Source organism: Brevibacillus choshinensis (assembly GCF_016811915.1).
GTDB lineage: Bacteria > Bacillota > Bacilli > Brevibacillales > Brevibacillaceae > Brevibacillus > Brevibacillus choshinensis_A.
Map to the genome: position 1 here is coordinate 5,279,944 of NZ_CP069127.1, position 16,442 is coordinate 5,296,385.

14 protein-coding genes and 1 riboswitch are annotated in these 16,442 nt (G+C 52.0%); of the genes, 2 read left to right on the top strand and 12 right to left on the bottom strand.

Annotated elements, in window-relative coordinates:
* The first annotated feature begins 88 nt into the window (after positions 1–88).
* On the top strand, positions 89–1,102 hold the full coding sequence (locus JNE38_RS26515) for a CAP domain-containing protein (RefSeq protein ID WP_203354047.1): 1,014 nt from the start codon (positions 89–91) through the stop codon (positions 1,100–1,102).
* Between the two features lie 76 nt (positions 1,103–1,178).
* Here JNE38_RS26515 and JNE38_RS26520 read toward each other — a convergent pair whose 3' ends face one another.
* The 6 genes from JNE38_RS26520 to JNE38_RS26545 form a co-directional block, all read right to left on the bottom strand.
* Positions 1,179–2,663, bottom strand: coding sequence for a class I adenylate-forming enzyme family protein (locus JNE38_RS26520; protein ID WP_203354048.1), 1,485 nt, complete (start codon positions 2,661–2,663; stop codon positions 1,179–1,181).
* A 117-nt stretch (positions 2,664–2,780) separates the two neighbouring features.
* A complete protein-coding gene (locus tag JNE38_RS26525; protein WP_203354049.1) occupies positions 2,781–2,918 on the bottom strand; it encodes a hypothetical protein in 138 nt (45 codons plus the stop codon).
* Between the two features lie 154 nt (positions 2,919–3,072).
* Entirely contained in the window at positions 3,073–4,257 is a 1,185-nt protein-coding gene (locus JNE38_RS26530; RefSeq protein ID WP_203354050.1) for an MFS transporter, read from the bottom strand.
* 42 nt (positions 4,258–4,299) lie between these two features.
* Positions 4,300–6,402 carry an ABC transporter ATP-binding protein gene (locus JNE38_RS26535; protein ID WP_203354051.1) on the bottom strand — a complete coding sequence of 701 codons (2,103 nt, stop codon included), beginning with the start codon at positions 6,400–6,402 and terminating at the stop codon, positions 4,300–4,302.
* Between the two features lie 21 nt (positions 6,403–6,423).
* Positions 6,424–8,166: an ABC transporter ATP-binding protein gene (locus tag JNE38_RS26540; RefSeq protein WP_203354052.1), complete on the bottom strand. Its 1,743-nt coding sequence runs from the start codon at positions 8,164–8,166 to the stop codon at positions 6,424–6,426.
* 127 nt (positions 8,167–8,293) lie between these two features.
* The gene (locus tag JNE38_RS26545; protein ID WP_238933475.1) at positions 8,294–8,860 is read right to left on the bottom strand and encodes a GNAT family N-acetyltransferase; all 567 of its coding nucleotides are present in this window, start codon (positions 8,858–8,860) and stop codon (positions 8,294–8,296) included.
* A 265-nt stretch (positions 8,861–9,125) separates the two neighbouring features.
* Between JNE38_RS26545 and JNE38_RS26550 the strand changes: the two genes are divergently transcribed.
* Positions 9,126–9,683 carry a hypothetical protein gene (locus JNE38_RS26550; RefSeq protein ID WP_203354053.1) on the top strand — a complete coding sequence of 186 codons (558 nt, stop codon included), beginning with the start codon at positions 9,126–9,128 and terminating at the stop codon, positions 9,681–9,683.
* A gap of 134 nt (positions 9,684–9,817) precedes the next feature.
* On the opposite strand, the gene JNE38_RS26555 is transcribed toward JNE38_RS26550, so the two are convergent.
* The 6 genes from JNE38_RS26555 to JNE38_RS26580 all read right to left on the bottom strand — a co-directional run bounded on the left by JNE38_RS26555 (position 9,818) and on the right by JNE38_RS26580 (position 16,434).
* Positions 9,818–10,285, bottom strand: coding sequence for an OsmC family protein (locus tag JNE38_RS26555; protein WP_203354054.1), 468 nt, complete (start codon positions 10,283–10,285; stop codon positions 9,818–9,820).
* A gap of 21 nt (positions 10,286–10,306) precedes the next feature.
* Positions 10,307–11,941 (bottom strand): ABC transporter substrate-binding protein, encoded by a 1,635-nt coding sequence (locus tag JNE38_RS26560; RefSeq protein ID WP_203354055.1) that lies wholly within the window; start codon positions 11,939–11,941, stop codon positions 10,307–10,309.
* A 160-nt stretch (positions 11,942–12,101) separates the two neighbouring features.
* Positions 12,102–13,142 (bottom strand): S-methyl-5-thioribose-1-phosphate isomerase, encoded by a 1,041-nt coding sequence (mtnA, locus tag JNE38_RS26565; RefSeq protein ID WP_203354056.1) that lies wholly within the window; start codon positions 13,140–13,142, stop codon positions 12,102–12,104.
* On the bottom strand, positions 13,139–14,368 hold the full coding sequence (mtnK, locus tag JNE38_RS26570; protein WP_203354057.1) for an S-methyl-5-thioribose kinase: 1,230 nt from the start codon (positions 14,366–14,368) through the stop codon (positions 13,139–13,141). Before mtnK ends, mtnA begins: the two co-directional genes overlap by 4 nt.
* A 166-nt stretch (positions 14,369–14,534) precedes the next feature.
* Positions 14,535–14,679, bottom strand: a riboswitch (SAM riboswitch).
* A gap of 92 nt (positions 14,680–14,771) precedes the next feature.
* Positions 14,772–15,962 carry an anti-sigma factor gene (locus tag JNE38_RS26575; RefSeq protein WP_203354058.1) on the bottom strand — a complete coding sequence of 397 codons (1,191 nt, stop codon included), beginning with the start codon at positions 15,960–15,962 and terminating at the stop codon, positions 14,772–14,774.
* Entirely contained in the window at positions 15,946–16,434 is a 489-nt protein-coding gene (locus JNE38_RS26580) for a sigma-70 family RNA polymerase sigma factor (protein WP_203357760.1), read from the bottom strand. Before JNE38_RS26580 ends, JNE38_RS26575 begins: the two co-directional genes overlap by 17 nt.
* Positions 16,435–16,442 lie beyond the last annotated feature (8 nt).

The window sequence follows — 16,442 nt, forward strand, 5'->3', positions numbered from 1 at the left end:
TGACAATTCCTGCCTTGTCCCTATTGTGGGATAGCGATATGGCCGCTACAATTACCTCCATGCATAGCCAAAACGAGGAGGTAGATTTATGCGTAAAAAGAGTTTGTCCAGCATCCTCGCCGTGAGCCTTTCTCTTGCTCTGTTCGGCCAAATCGTCCCCGCCCTTGCCGCTGCGACTGCGCCTGCCCCAGCCACTCAGGCGGCAGCAGCCATCTCGGTTTATGGAATTCAGTTGGGCATGAGCGCTGCTTCCGTCGAGCAAGCATTGGGAAAGCCAGCCCGCAAAGACCCGAGCACCACAGGGGTCGAATGGTGGATCTACAATAAAGATCTCAACAATTACATACAGATTGGCATTCAAAACGCCAAGGTGGTGACGCTGTTTACGAACGGCGCCAAGTTCTCCGTCAAGGGGATCGGCTATGGAGCTACCACTGCTGCGCTGCAAAAAGCATGGGGAACTCCGCTGAGCACCCTGACGATTACTCCCACTTTCAAAATCAATAACAATACACTGAGTCATCCGACGTATTTGCTGAACAATCAGACGGTTACATTTTCCATCGATCAGCTCGGCGGCAATAAGGTAGCAGGCGTGCGCATCTCTACCCCTGAGCATTTCTCTACGATCGCAATGGGCTTGATGTATCCGATATCCTACAGCAAACTGCCGATCAAGCCGGTCTTGACGGAAGATCTGGTAAAGAGGGCTGCGCTCGCTTACGAAAGAGAAAACTTCGACCTGCTCAACATCGCTCGCAGCAGAGCGAATCTCCCTGTACTCACCTGGGACGACCAAGTAGCAGGAGTGGCTCGGGCACACAGTCAGGACATGGCCCAAAACAGCTATTTCAATCATGTGTCTCCAACGACAGGCAGTCCTTTTGACCGTCTTTCCCATGCAGGGATTTTGTTCGGTTACGCAGGTGAGAATATCGCATACGGACAGCTCGACGGAATCGAAGTTCACATGGGATGGATGAACTCGGCAGGGCATCGCCAAAACCTGCTGAATCCAAACTACAAACAGATCGGTGTAGGGATCTCGTACAAGGATAGCCGTGCGTTCTTCACTCAAAATTTCGTTGCCAAAACCAAGTAATGAGAAGCAGAAAAAGCCTTTCTCCATCACCTGCGAAAGTCTGCCTGTGATCGAGAAAGGCTTGCTTTTTGTCCCGTCATCCTTTTAACAAATGCTTCATGACTTTCCCCAATCCGTTTACAGGCAAGCTGCTGACGAAGACAACCTCCGGAACTTTGTACTCCGCCAGCTTCTCCCTGCAGATCCTCACGATGTCCGCTTCCCCGAGCGGGCTTCCTTCCTTTTTCACCACGAATGCACGGGGGATCTCTCCCAAGGTCTCATGAGAAATGCCGACAACTGCCACTTCCAGTACGTCGTCAATATGGTCGATGACGTCTTCCACCTCGATCGGATAGACGTTGTCGCCGCCGACAAGGATCATTTCCTTGTACCGTCCGGAAATGTACAGGAACCCGTTTTCGTCGAGCCTCCCAGCGTCCCCCATCTGGTACCAGCCATCAATCAAAACCTTGGCAGTCGCATCAGGGTTGTTCAAATATCCTTTGAAAAGGTAGGGACTTTTGACGATCACTTCCCCTACTTGCCCTGTCGGCACCTCTTCCCCCGTATCGGGGCTTACGATTTTGACCTGCACATTCTTGAAGGGCTGTCCGACGGAATCCGCGGACTCCATTCCCATGATCGGATGCCATCCGCTGACGAATGCCGCTTCCGTGCTCCCGTACCCCTGTGTCATCGGAATTCCCAGGTCTAGGTACCTCTGGATGAGAGCGGCAGATGCCTTCGTGCCCCCTGTCGATACGTACTTCAACGAGGATACGTCCCACTGCTTTTTGTTCAGCTCCTCCAACAGATAGGCATACACCGAGGGGAAGGCAAACATCGCCTCAATTTTCTCCGATTCGATCGTCTGCAGAATGGATACGGGCTCCCCATCTGCCAGCAGAATCATGGTGTTCCCGCCATGTATATTGTAAAAGATCAGGGATGTGCTGCTCATATGAAACAGGGGATGGACCGCCAGAAATCTCGTGGGATGCTCGGCGTGGGGGCGGCTTCCATGCAAATACGTATCGTAGCAGCCATGGGAAATCATGCAGCCCTTGGGTGTTCCTGTCGTACCTGAGGTAAACAAGATGACAGCGATATCCTCCTCCGTGATATCTGCTTCCGCTGGAGCGGTGCTGGGATACCGTGTGAAGATGGCGGCGTATTCGTCAGCCATCTCCAACCCTCTTCCGGCAGGAACCAGCTTGCCGACCAGCTCTCCTGCCAGCGTCAGCGCTTCCGCAAACTCCTCGTCATAAAACAAAAGCTTCGGCCGAGCGATTTGCAAGATGCCTTCCAATTCAAAGGCAGTCAAGCGCCAATTGAGGGGAATCGCAACAGCCCCGATTTTCAGTGCTGCCAGCAAAATCGTGGGATAAGGATGATCGTTTTTGCACAGGATGGCAACAAAATCACCTTTTTGAACACCCTCTTCCAATAAAAAGGCTGCCAGCTGGTTTGTCCGATCATCCCATTCCTGATACGTAAACCTAGCATTCGCAGCCAGAAGCGCTTCGACATCCGGAGACTGCTGAGCCCGATCCCGTAAATAATGATGCAATGTTCCCATCTCAATCCTCCTGCCCTGCTTATTCCGTCTTACTATGCTCCGCTTCAGCGGTTTTCACTAGCTGTAATCGCAACGCAAAAAGACTCCCCAGCAAAAGGAGAGTCTTCCTTACTTTTTCTATCGCACCGTTACTTTAGTGGCAGCGGGAGCGGGCGGCGTCGGGCTGTCATCGGAAAAGAACGGAATAATAACCAGACTGATCACGAAAAACAAGATCCAGACGATTCCCCGCTTGAAAATGCACGGAGTAAGCATCGGGTCAACCCCTTCCAAACATATCTTTCCTTACTATATCTACGCTTCCCTACCCTGCGCCCGTTTATTCTTTCTCCCCTTTTTTTCTGTGAATTTTTGCAGCAAAAAGGTGCCCACCCACCTACGGGACAGACACCTTTTTGCTATTTCGCACTCAGCCTTGTTTTTGGATGGGCAGCGCGACTTGTTCAGCATTCGCTGCTCCACGGCGAACAGCCAGGCATGCAGCCGCAAAGACGAAGAGGAATGCACCCATGAGCCAGAAGATCGTCCATGGTTCCCAGACTTCCATCAGCACGCCGTTTACATTGGGAGCCAATATGCTGGCCACTCCAAAATTGATCCCTGCGATAATCCCGGCAGTCGGCACCATCGAGGCAGGCAGGATGTCCGCCGCAAAAGCCAGGCCGAGCGAGTAAAACGAGCCGACTGCCGCTCCTGCGATAGCGAGCAGAAGCATCATGACCCAAACATTCTCACCCGACAGCGGGAAAAGGAAAAAGGCGATGCCACCAACCAAGGCACAGACTGTCATGACCCGCTTGCGTCCTATCCTGTCACTCAGCGCACCCAGCGGCATTTGCAGGATGATACTGCCGACGACAAAGGAAGGCAAAATGACGGACACCCATTCCAGCGACAGCCCTGTACGCAAAGCGTAGACCGGAAAGCTCCCGTTCAGCGAGGTCTCCATGAAGCCGTATAAAAACGATGGGATCAGGGCCAGCCAGCCAAGCCGCAGCACCACCGCATATTTGTTTTGCTTCTTTTCCGTCTGGACGATTTTCTCAGGAAACTCGTTTTTCATTCGTCCCAGCAGCAGAAAAGCGACCGCGTACAAGACGATCAGTGTTCCAAACGGCACCCACAAGCCAAGCGGCAGCAGGTTCAGTCCCAGCGGACCCGCGCTGAAGCCCACGCCATACGCCAACCCATATATGGATAAATCTCGTCCGCGATTTTGCGGGGCAGCGATCTTGGTCACCCACATCTGGCTGGAGTAATGCAAGCCTGAGTCGCCGATCCCCATCAAAAGCCGCAGGACAAACCAGACAGCCAAATGAGAGAACATCGGGATCAGCGCAGTGGCTGCCGTGACCAGAACCAAACCGGAAATTATCGTCGTGCGATAACCGAATTTCCGCAGCGGAATTTCGAGAAATGGCGAAATCAAAACCATACCGATGTACAACGCGGCCGCATTCAGCCCGTTCATCATCGAAGAAACCCCTTGTTTTTCCAGCAATACCGCCAGCAACGGGATGCTCAATCCCTGGCTTAATCCGGCGATCGCTACTACCAAAATCAACACCCAAAAGGTGTAACGCGAGGCAGCCATCGGTGTTGATCTCCTTTCTTAATGATTTACGCTCCATCGTATCTACCCGTTCATTGTAACGGATACATTCCCTTGCTGGAGCTGGTACATTTTTTGATACAATCCATCCTTCGCCATCAGTTCCTCATGAGTCCCCCGCTCGACGACTTCTCCACGGGATAACACCAGGATCTGATCGGCGTGCTGGATGGTCGATAGTCGATGGGCGATGATAAAGGTCGTGCGCCCGCGTGACAAGACGTACAGAGCATCCTGAATCGCCGACTCCGTCTCACTGTCGATACTCGCCGTCGCCTCATCGAGAATCAGAATGGCGGGATCCGCTGCCAAAGCACGGGCAAACGAGATCAGCTGTCTCTGCCCAGCAGACAAGGTCATCCCTCTTTCCACAACCGGCTCGTCGTACCCTCCAGGCAGCTGGCGAATAAATTCATCCGCCCGGACTGCCTCGGCGGCACGCCGCACTTCATCATCTGTAATCCTGTCGTTGTACATGCGGATATTGAACCCGATACTGCCCGTGAACAAAAACGGATCCTGCAAGACCAAGCCCACGTGGCGTCGCATGGCCTCGTTATCGATGGTGTTCATATCTGTTCCATCAATCAGGATTTTCCCGTCTGTCACCGGATAGAAGCCGAGCAGCAGATTCATCAGAGAGCTTTTTCCCGATCCGGTATGACCGACCAAAGCGATCGTCTGGCCCGGTTTGGCCGTAAAGGAGACATTTTTCAGGACGTACTCGTCACCTGTATAGGCGAACGAGACATTCTCGAACACCACTTCTCCCTGTGGGCGCTGGATTTGCTCGTCTACGGTACCCTTCGGCGCTTCCTGTTCGGTATCGAGGATATCGAAAACCCTCTTTGCTGAAATCGTAGCCTGCTGAAGCTGCGAAAGTCGGTTCATGATCATGTTGATCGGCTCGAAAAAGCGCCCCATATAGTCGACAAAGGCAAACAACGCCCCAAACGAGATCGCACTGTGAAACGAGGTGGAGCCGAAATACCAGACGATGAGGGTCAAAGCCACCTTCCAGATCAGATCCACTGCCGGCCTCAGCAAGAGAGATTCCAGGTTGTTCTCCTTCAGCTTGACCTTGAAATACTCCTCGTTCACCTGTGCAAACTCTTGCTGCACTCCTTTTTCGCGACGAAACGCTTGAACAATCGCCATATTCTGGATCATCTCGTTAATCGTCGCATTCATATCGCTGAGGCGCGTACGGATAATGGCGTAGTAGCGAGAGCTGTACTTTTGATAAACAACCACGAGCACGACCAGGACGGGTACTGTCAAAAAGCAGAACAGCGCCAGCTCTGGCTGCAAAACGTACAAGGCGATGAGGATTCCGATCAAATAAATGCCGTTTTGCACGAATGTCGCCAGCACGCTGACATACAGCTCACGTATTGCTTCGGTATCGTTGCTGACCCGCGAAACAAGCGAGCCGACCGGTGTCTTGTCAAAAAAGGAGACAGGAAGCTTTTGCAAGTGAACAAAGAGCTTCATGCGCATCTGCTGGATGATTCGCTGAGCAATCGTCTGCAGCCATAATATTTGAATATAGTTAAAGCCAGCTGACATCAAGATCAGTGCGCCATACCCAACCGAGAGCCATATGATCGGGAGAATTTCTCCTGCATACATTGCTTTTACTTCAGCCGCAGTGAGGCGAATTCCCTTCAAACTCTCGCTGGCGGCCGAATCATTCGCTTGTCTTCCTGTGATCACTTCCACCCGGTCGCGGCCATTTACAGCCGGCAGCGGGGTGATTTTCTTTTCTTCATTCGGATTCACATGTCCATCTATGAGATAGTACGTCGTTCCTTCCGCCAGAATGCTCACCGCTTTTGCCCCTGTGTTCTGCGGGTCCACCCCCGCATCCTGAAGCACATCCTGGCGAACATAGTACCTTCCATCCAGCTCGACGGCGGCATTCCCCACTGCCTGAGGCCGTTCTGCGTATTCGTACCACGGCTTTTGGATCGCGAGGATGTGATTGTCGATCATCACCTTCGCTAAAAAGGGTCCGGCCAGCTCCGCGCTGGTACCGAGCAAGAGCAGTAGCAGCGCTCCCACAATCTGCTTTTGGAACGGTCTGGCGTACTCGGTCAGACGCTTCCATACGTTTTGCCCGCTCATGAAACGCTCTCCTTCCTGTCCCTAACCGGCGACATCCTGCTCCATCTGCTGGCGCCTGAACTGCTCGGCGTACCAGCCGTTTTGCTGCATCAGCTCTTCATGCGTGCCTCGCTCCACAATCTGTCCCTCATCCAAAACGAGAATCAAATGGGCGTGCTGCACGGCAGACAGACGATGCGCCGTGATAATCGTCGTCTTGCCTGTTCTCTCTTGGCGCAGGTGCCGCAGAATGCTTTCCTCTGTGCGTGCATCCACTGCGGACAACGAATCGTCCAGAATCAAGATATCGGCATCCATCAACAAGGCACGTGCGATGGAAATCCGCTGCTTTTGCCCACCGGAGAGCGTGACTCCCTTCTCCCCGACCATGGTCTGCACGCCTTCTCTGAACTGCAAAAGGTCACTCCCCATTTCAGCCAGCTCCAGAGCATGCAGCACTTCTTTTTCCGAGGCGTCCGGATTTCCAAAAGCCACATTGGCTGCAATGCTCCGAGAGAAGAGTAAATGCTCCTGCGGCACATAGCCGATCTTTTCGCGCAAAGCGGTAAGGGACAGCGACTCGATGGGCACGCCCCCCACGAAAAGCGAGTGTTCATTCATCCGGTACTGATGCAGCAGCGAACGGCACAGCGTCGACTTTCCGCTTCCCGTGCGTCCCACGATTCCCAGGGTCTCCCCCTCGTCCAGCGAGAAGGTGATTTGCTCCAGAGCTGGCTTTTCCGTCCCCGGATACGCAAAGGTAAACTGACGTGCTTCGACGGTATTGGAAGCGACCGCAGTCACGGGATGCTCCTGTTCTTGTACATCCGGCTCCTCGACAAACAGCTCGGAGAGTCGCTTATGGGAAGCTCCCCCACGCTGAAGCACATTGACCAGCCAGCCAAAAGCAAACATCGGCCAGATCAGCAGCCCCAGGTACAAGTTGAATGCCACCAGATCCCCGAGGGAAATCGCGCTCGTGAAGACGAGATACGTCCCGTAGCCCAATCCGATCAAAAAGCTGAAGCCGATAATGATCGCAATCGTCGGCTCAAACAAAGCGTCGATGCGAGACACGCTCACATTTCGTTCCAGCGTCTTTTCGCTCACACGACGGTATGCTTCCACATCGGCCCTTTCCTGGACGAATGCACGCAGCACCCGCACACCGGAGACAGATTGCTGGACGTGGTCGTTCATCTCACCGAAAGCTTCCTGAGCCAAATAAAAACGTTCATGCAGCAGCCTTCCATAGTAAGCGGTCGACCACGCCAAGAACGGCATCGGGATCAATGCCGCCAGCGTCAGCTTCCAGTCAATCGCCGTCAGCATCACGCTCAGCGTAAGCAGCGTCATGAACAAGGAATCTACCAGCGTCAGCACCCCTGTGCTCGCTGTTTGCTCAATGGCAGGGATATCGTTGGTGGCGACAGCCATCAAGTCCCCGCTGCGCTTGCGATGGTAAAAGGAAGGCGTCATGCGGGTCAGATGGGAAAACAGCCGCTCCCGGAGCGTTCTTTCCAGAATCAGCGCTCCTCCATTCAGCAGGTAGCGCCACATGAAACGCATGACGTACAGCAGCACACCCAAAATGAGTAACGTCAGGGCAGTCATCGTCAGATCCGCTGTCGTAAGTGTACGGTTGCGGATCGCATCCACTGTATCTCCAATCAGGCGCGGAGGCCACAACATGAGCACATCAATCAGAAACAGAAACGCAATTCCAATGAGATATCGCTTCCAATGGGCCTTGAAAAACCAGGATAATTGCCGTAAAGTCTGCAAAACCGTTCACCTCTTTTCGCTCACCCGTTTTCCCTTTTGCGAACGTTGTCATCGTGAAAAAAAGGGGCTGCACGAGCAACCCCCTTTTCCCTTCTCCATCGTAATTTACTGAATTTTCCTTGTCAATCTACCATTTTTTACTGGACTTCAGCTCTGCCCATTCCTCACGCAGAAGGCTGTAGGTGGCATGATCCACAAAGTGATCGTACAAAAATTCGTTTCTTCGCAGAATGCCCTCCAGATGGAAGCCCAATCGCTCGGGAATCGATCTGCTTTTGTGATTTTCTGTAGCCGCCTGGATGGTCACCTTTTCCAAATCCCAAGAGCCGAAAATCAGGCGATCGATATAGGTGGCCACTGCCGATGTCATGAGGCCCTTGCCCTGAAACTGGGCCCCCAGCCAGTAGCCGATGGATGTCTTCTTGTTGATCCAGTCAATATTGTGAACGCCCAATGTGCCTGCCAAACGCCCGTCGTACCAGATGCCGTAGTGCGTACCCTGGTTGTTGTTGTGCTGATTTACGGTCATGTTGATGAAGTGCGCCGTATCCTGAACCTTCTTCGTATAGTCCAGCCAAGGCAGCCATTCCTTTAAATAGGAGCGATTCGTATCGGTCAGCCAAAACATTTCCCCTGCATCGGCTGGCTCCAACTGCTTCAGGAATGAATTTTCTGTCATCCGTATCCGTCTCACGAGCGTCCCCTCCAAGTGTTCTCTCTATCTGTTGGGTGTAACTGCTTTGCTTTCTTACGCTCGATTATGGAACAGGGCGTATCGTTTTGGCAAGATCGTGCGGATATTCATATGACACCAAATAAATGAAAAAGCTGACAACGCGATTCGGGGAAAGTGGCTGCGGGAGAAAAGCATAGGGAGTCGCATTGAAAAAACGGAGAAAACGAAGGTAGTGTTGAAATTGAATACTCAGGTATCCTTAACAAAATGGGGTGAAAGGATCTTGTTTGGCATTCAATATGATCTAAATTTATCGGGTAAAGAGCTTAGTCAATTGAGCTTAGAAAATTTTGAAGTTGAATATGGTGGCGTTCTATATGGACAATTGGAAATTAAGGTAAACGACCAGCTATTTGGTTCATGTGATCCGGAGAATCCTCAACCACTGCGTGATTTTTCCGAAGCTCCAATCATTGCGTGGTTAGGACTTTTATGTGATGTGGTGGTATTAAAGCAGAGTCACCCTTACGTTGCTCTAAATTCATTAGATGAAGTGTTCCTTTGGTTTGAGTTTGTAGATATTGGTAAAAGTAATCTTCAGGTTGCTTTAATCCAGGTGGATGAGAGATTGAATACAAACGATTTCATTATAACTGAACGAATAAACCAAATCTCGAAGTGCTTGTGGAAAGAAGAAATTAAGAAACAAGAGCTTATTACCGAGATTTTATTAAAAGCAGATGGGCTTGTTTATTATTTAGAAAATGTTAACCCTGCTCTTCTTAAGAGTAGCAGTATAAAGAGTTTGGCAAAAAGAGTCTCCGTCTTGAAAAAGGGGTAACTAATCAGAAGAAAGGATACTTAGCAACAATCTTTACGAAAAAAGCCTACTCGAAAGATAACCCCCCCTTAAATACGGGGGGTGATTGTACATTGAAAGGCTGTCACCTTTTATCTATTTCTTGATATCGCTCATCACTCTTCTTCCACAGTTCCCTCTGACTCCGCTACTTCATTTCCGTTAATGAATACATGCGGAATAATGGTTGCTTTCAAAGAAGCCGCTACCGGACAGTACTGTTCGCTCTCCAGCTTGACTGCCTGCCAGATACGCGATGGGGCTACCTCTCCGCTCACATGAAACGTCAGGTGGATTTCCGTGATGGCGTGTGGTACGGCCTCATCGCGAATTCCGTCTGCGACGATCTCAATGGCTGTCGGCGATTGTCTCATCTTTTCCAGCAGTTTGGTCACACCGATTCCCATGCAGCCGACCAGCCCGACCAGGATCAGCTCCAAGGGGCTGTTGCCTGCTCCCTCCCCGCCAAGTGCCACACTGGAGTCCATGAACACCGGATACCCGCTCGGTCCCTTCGCTTCGAACTGGAGCTTTCCTTTCCATTGCGCTTGTACGTTCATCTGTTTCTTAGCCGTCGCTGTCATCTGTCTTACCTCCCATTGAATTTAGGGTACAACATCCCATTCATGCACGTCGTAGGTGGTTCCAAAAAGGCGCGGCTCCCCTTTGATGACTCGCTTGTTGACCGCCACCAGGGCGGGGTTGTAATAGAGGGTCAAAAGAGGAATATCCTTTTGCACCTGGGCCTGGACTTGATCGTAAATCTCTTTTCTCTTCTTCTCATCCGCCTCCGCTTTTCCCTGCTCTAGAAGCTTATCTACCTCAGGATTGGAATAAGCAGACGAGTTGCTGAGCCCTTCGCTGTGATAGTACGCGGAAGAGTCCGGATCGATGTTCATGTACAAGCCGCTCAGTGCCAGATCAAATTCATGCTTACGGAGCTTTTGGCTGACGGTCGCAAAATCAAATTTGGTGATCTTTGCTTGGATGCCCACCTCTTTCAAATTCTCGGCGATAATTTGGGCGGACTGCTCACGGATCTGATTTCCGGTAGGAACGATGAAAGCAAGCTCTCGACTGCTGTCCCACCCTGCCTCTCGCAGCAAGCTTTTGGCTTTTTCCGGATCATAAGCAATGGGTGTGAGGCTCTTGTTTTGATACGCGCTGAGGGAAGGGTACAGACCGTCAAAAATTTCCGCATCGCCCTTCATTAAATTGTCTACAATCAGCTGCCGGTTGACAGCATGGGCGATCGCCTGACGAACTTTTGCATCACGGATGGTTTGGGCATTGAACATCATCGCCTGAATCCCTATCTGCGGTTCGAGCTTTGTACGCAAGCTTTCGTTTTTACGGATCAAGTCATAGTCCTGATCTGGCAGATTTCCGATACCCAGCCCGTAGTTCATTTCGATTTCGCCGCTCTGCAGCTGAGCGACCAGATTCGTGCCGGGCATGATTTTCACAAAGATTTTATCCAGCTTGGGTGCGCCGCGGTAATAATGCTTATTCGCTGCGAATTCCACGTACTGATCTTTTTCATATTTCACAAAGGTAAAAGCGCCATTGGTCACGTCCGGTTTTTGCATGAAGGGATGCTTCGCCAGGTCCTCCGGGTTCACATCTTTGAATACGTGCTTGGGCAGCGGCTTGAATTTCATGCCGAACTGCTCCTTGATCATATTGGGATCCGTTGGGCTTTTTGCATGCAGCTCAAAGGTCTGTGCGTCGATTACCTTCAAGCCCGCTATTTCCGCCTGTCCCTCTGGAAGCTTGCCGTCTGGACCGACTCCCTCCAGAAACGCGATTGACGAACCCAAGGTCGACTCTACTTTCGGATTGGCGATTAATTGCAGTGTGTACGCCACATCTTCTGTCGTGACAGGGGTACCGTCCGTCCACTTTGCTTTCGGGTTCAGCTTGACCGTGTACGTCTGTTTATCCTCCGTATCAAAGGAATCAGCCAGCTGCGGCAAAAATTCCAGGGGCTTGATCCGGTTGAGAAGCGGCTCAAAAATGAGCGTGCTCGTCTCTGCGGAGGACAGGTCCCGCGAGCTGATCAGCGGATTAAAGGAAAGCGGAGCATTGAAGACACCGATTCTGACCATTTTTTCCGTTCCACTGGATTGCCCCGTCTTTGACTCCGCAGGCTTTGCCGTTTCCCCGGGAGACGTGCAGCCACTGATCAAAACAGATAAAGAAAGGAGCATCGCAACAGCAGGTTGCCACAATCGTTTCATCACGGTTCCTCCATCATACTCGTGTGGTTGAACAATTTTTATCCTAATTAATCTTATCTAAATAATCGGAATTAATCGTTGATACTACTATAATACATCCATTTTCCTTGTCAACAAAAAAACACCCACCTCCTGTCTGGAAGTGGGTGCTCCTGATCCCTTATTGCTTGCTGCTGCGAATATCTTCCGGTTTGAAAATGCCTGTTTCGGTCACGATCGCGGTGATGTACTGGGCAGGTGTCACATCGAATGCCGGATTGTATACCTTGATATCGTCAGGCGCAACCTGTTTGCCCAAGCCGTGGGTGATTTCTTCGGCTGGACGCTCTTCGATAGGAATGTCCGCACCCGTCGCTGTCTCGAGATCGACAGAAGAGAGCGGCGCTGCCACGTAAAACGGAATGCCATGCGCCTTTGCCAATACAGCGACGCCGTAGGTACCGATCTTGTTGGCCACATCTCCGTTCGCCGCTACCCGGTCCGTTCCGACGATGACTGCTTCTACCTTGCCTTGGGACATGACCATCGCTGCCATGTTGTCGCAAATCAGGGTGACGTCTATGCCAGCCTGCTGCAGCTCGAAAGCGGTGAGACGTGCGCCTTGCAATACCGGGCGCGTTTCGTCTGCGTATACTTTCAGATTCCAGCCGCGTTCCTTCGCGAGGTAAAATGGCGCTGTAGCCGTTCCGTATGCAGCCGTGGCCAATGCTCCCGGATTGCAGTGAGTGAGTACGCCCATCCCGTCATGCAAAAGAGTCAGCAGGTGTTCCCCGATCGTCCGGCAGACTTCCGCGTCCTCTCTCTGGATCGCCAGAGCTTCGTCGAGCACAGCTGCCTTCAATTCAGCGACTGCTTTGTCCCCTTCTTTTTGAACCCGTGCACGGATCCGGTCGAGTGCCCAAAACAGATTGACGGCTGTTGGACGGGAAGTGCCCAGATAGTCTGCTTTTTCTTGCAGCTCCCTCCAAAATGCCTCGTAGGAAGTCGCTTCGCTGTTGCGGATCCCGAGGTACAGGCCATACGCCGCGGACATTCCGATGGCAGGAGCGCCACGGACTTGCAGATGGCGGATAGACGCCCATACTTCTTCTGGAGTCGTCAGTGTCAAATAAATGGTTTCTACAGGCAGACGCGTCTGATCGAGCAGGACAAGTGCATCATTCTCCCACTTGACTGGCGCGAGTTGTGTGCTGGTTGTCATACGGTCGTTGCCTCCTGATAATATCGTGCTGTCACGGTGCGGACCAGGTCCGTAATATCTGTCGATTCTTCTACATCTCCGCGGCCGAGGATCAATGCTTCCCCGATCGCCAGAGCCAGCCGCTCTGCTTCGGCACGCGTTTGTGCGTCTTCGATGCTGTTCAGGTCAGCTACACCTGCGAGTCCGATCACACGACGCAAGATTTTGCAGCCCGCAAAGCCAGCGGCATCCTGAATCAGGCGCTTCACATAGCTTTGCCACAAGCCCTCTACATGGGCGCTGCGCTCTTTTGCATGCTTGTGCCAGAGCTGGACAAATTGAGAGACGAATTCATTCCAGACATCTTCCACCGTCGTAAGCAAGTATTCGCGATACGATTCGCGTTCTCCTTGGTCTTTTTGCAATCCGTGCTGACCTGCGTAGTTGAGCAGCAGGTTCGCGATCACCGCTCCAATGTCAAATCCGATCGGGCCGTAGTAAGCAAATTCTGGGTCGATCGCTTTCATGCTGGTCTCCGTAATGAAGATGCTGCCTGTATGCAGATCCCCGTGCAGCAGAGCTTCAGCGCGCGTGAGGAAATCGAATTTCAGCTTGGCGATTTCCAGCTTGAGCGGCTTGTTGTTCCAGATGGCTTCGACTTCTTTTGTGATCAACGGATTGAAGTCGTTGGTCGGCGCGTTTTCATAAGGATCAGTAAACACCAGATCTTCCGTAATTTTGCACAATTCGGGATTCAAGAATGTTCCGACGAGCGCTTTTTTATCATACGGATTCAGGCCCAGATCTGAGGTGTAGAACAGCGTGTGTGCGAGAAACTTGCCGATCTGCTTGGCGAACAGCGGATAGCGCTTGCCTTCGATCAACCCTTTGCGCATGATGATGTGGTCTCCCACGTTCTCCATGACTGTCAGTGCCAGCTCCTGATCAAAGTGATAGACTTCCGGCACCAATTCCGGAACGCGTTTGTGCTGAATGCGGAGAGCTTCACTTTCGATGCGTGCACGATCCACGGTCAGCGGCCAGGATTCCCCTACCACCCGTGCGTACGGTAATGCCTGCTTGACGATGACGCTTTTCCCTGTAGCATCTTCCCGAATGTCAAACACCAGATTGAGGTTACCGTCGCCGATTTCCTTGCTGCTAAGCGTTGCACCCTCACTAAACAGCCCCGGCAATGCCTTTACGTACTCAACTGCCTCCTGCTCACTCAATGCGCGATATGCCATGATTCTATTTCTCCCCTCTACTTCATTTTTCGTATATCGTCAGTGGGCTGGTCATGTCACCCAGCCTTGCGGTCAAGCGATATGCAGCTCTTGACATGCAAAAGACCTCTTTTCCGAAGAAAAGAGGTCGTTATCGTCACGTATAGAGAAACGTGCGCCTTTGTCCCCCTTATCTTCCAGACTACTTTTGTTTCTGCAGGAATTAGCACCGTGCACGTCGCCTGTGATTCAGTCGCCTCGAGCGTCTGAAAAGCGTCGTGTCGGTTGCCGGGTATCATCGGGCCAGTCCCTCCACCTTCTCTGGATAAGGTATCCAACGTATGCAATTTTTAATTTAGTTTGAATCATACAACCACGTTCGGAAGCTGTCAACACTCTTTTTCGCGGAATATGCTCGCGACTGCTACCAGATGATCTGCGTCCCCGAGGCCCCAGGGCGATCCCAATTCCACCAGTTCACTTTGCCGAGAAAGGCCGCTGTAATGGACTTTTCAGCCTGCAGCTTGAGCAACTCCTTGGTAGGTCCTGTCAGCACAGCTCCGTAGATAAGGACGCCCTTTTCTTGCAAATACGCGTATCGCTGAGCGATTTTCGGATCCTGATGAGCAACCAGATTGGTGCCGATGCTGCGAGTCAAGCGATCATGCTCGGTGAGGTATTTCATTTCCGCCAGGAAGGCTGCGGCTCGCCTATCTCCTTCTCCATTCACGCGTATCGGGCTGTCGCCGTAATCCAACACCCGTTCGGAAAACCCCCATACATCTCCGGCCGACAGCAGGAGATTGCCGCTCTCGTGCTCTGATTCATCAAGCTCGACTCCCGTGTCTACGGCAAACCATACCGTGTCCGCATTGTGCGAGAACACGTGCTGTGATATCCGTTTGTTGTATTCTTCGTACGTGATTGGGTGATCAAAAGAAATGGCAAGCTGGCTCACTGTTCCCTCTGGCAGCTTGTTCATCGCATTCCATGCAGGGGTCCGCAGATAAGCCGTCTCCTCCTCGGTCATCTTCTCATCAGTCGGATAGCGGAAAAACAGCTTGGTCTCCCGGATTCCGTTTGCCCATTTCGGTTCGGCATGGATACTCCACAAGATGTTGGTATTTTCGAAGAACCCGATATTCTGCTGCTCTGCACCCACTTGCTCACGCAGTTCCATCTTGATCTGCCCATACAGCCCTCCGACCTGCGATCCGCTGCTACCCGCGCTGACACCAGGCTGAGTGAAATTGACCATGTCCCTGGTGACCCGGAACAGATCATCGTACATCCATGAGCCGATCCATCCATTCGCAATGGTCGCAGCAACTCCAAGCACAAAGAAAATGCCGAATGTATAGGCAGAATTGGTCAAGCGCATCTTCCACTTTCCCCGGCGGATGATCGACCGCTGTTGTTTTTCCGTAAGGGTCTCTGCCTGTTGCAACAATGCTTCCCCGTCTGATTCTCCCAACAGAAGCCGTTCGAGTCGACTCGCATATTCTTCGTCGTCCGCTATCTCATCCCTGATCTTCTGCGCCTCTCTTTCGTCCAGTTCTCCCCTCAAATAAGCCAGCAGCTTTTGTTCCCGGCTATCATCACTTTGGTTCGTCATCGACTTCTTCCCTCCACATCCTTCGCATCTTTTGCCTTCCCCGGAACAGTGAGCGCTTGACATCCGCCAGATCGATTCCGAGCACATCGGCAATCTCCGCATAGCCAAACTGCATGGCGGACAGTAAAATGACTTGTTTTTGCTTTTCTGGCAGCCGCTCCAGAGAAAGCTGCGCCGATTCCCACATCTCCTTGCGAACCATCGCGTCTGCCGGATCGACTGCCTGCGCATCTACCCGCTCCGGAATTTGCTCGGTAAGCTGCACGGGCCTTTTCACCCGCTTGCGATGCCAATCGACAAAGGCATGGTATGCCACCTTGAATAGCCAAGGCCTCACTTTTTCCCCGTGAAAATCGTCCAGTGACGAAAAGGCGCGGAAAAAGGTCTCCTGCGTCAGGTCCTCTGCCTGTCTCGCGTCCCGGGTCAGCCGGAGAAGATAGCGATAGATATCGTTCACGTGCAGGCGATACACGTCCTCCA

What these genes read in the sequence shown, in the direction of transcription:
- JNE38_RS26515 (WP_203354047.1), top strand. Translation starts at nt 89, where the DNA reads ATGCGTAAAAAGAGTTTGTCCAGCATCCTCGCCGTGAGCCTTTCTCTT.
- JNE38_RS26520 (WP_203354048.1), bottom strand. Translation starts at nt 2,663, where the DNA reads ATGGGAACATTGCATCATTATTTACGGGATCGGGCTCAGCAGTCTCCG.
- JNE38_RS26525 (WP_203354049.1), bottom strand. Translation starts at nt 2,918, where the DNA reads ATGCTTACTCCGTGCATTTTCAAGCGGGGAATCGTCTGGATCTTGTTT.
- JNE38_RS26530 (WP_203354050.1), bottom strand. Translation starts at nt 4,257, where the DNA reads ATGGCTGCCTCGCGTTACACCTTTTGGGTGTTGATTTTGGTAGTAGCG.
- JNE38_RS26535 (WP_203354051.1), bottom strand. Translation starts at nt 6,402, where the DNA reads ATGAGCGGGCAAAACGTATGGAAGCGTCTGACCGAGTACGCCAGACCG.
- JNE38_RS26555 (WP_203354054.1), bottom strand. Translation starts at nt 10,285, where the DNA reads ATGACAGCGACGGCTAAGAAACAGATGAACGTACAAGCGCAATGGAAA.
- JNE38_RS26560 (WP_203354055.1), bottom strand. Translation starts at nt 11,941, where the DNA reads ATGAAACGATTGTGGCAACCTGCTGTTGCGATGCTCCTTTCTTTATCT.
- mtnA (WP_203354056.1), bottom strand. Translation starts at nt 13,142, where the DNA reads ATGACAACCAGCACACAACTCGCGCCAGTCAAGTGGGAGAATGATGCA.
- mtnK (WP_203354057.1), bottom strand. Translation starts at nt 14,368, where the DNA reads ATGGCATATCGCGCATTGAGTGAGCAGGAGGCAGTTGAGTACGTAAAG.
- JNE38_RS26575 (WP_203354058.1), bottom strand. Translation starts at nt 15,962, where the DNA reads ATGACGAACCAAAGTGATGATAGCCGGGAACAAAAGCTGCTGGCTTAT.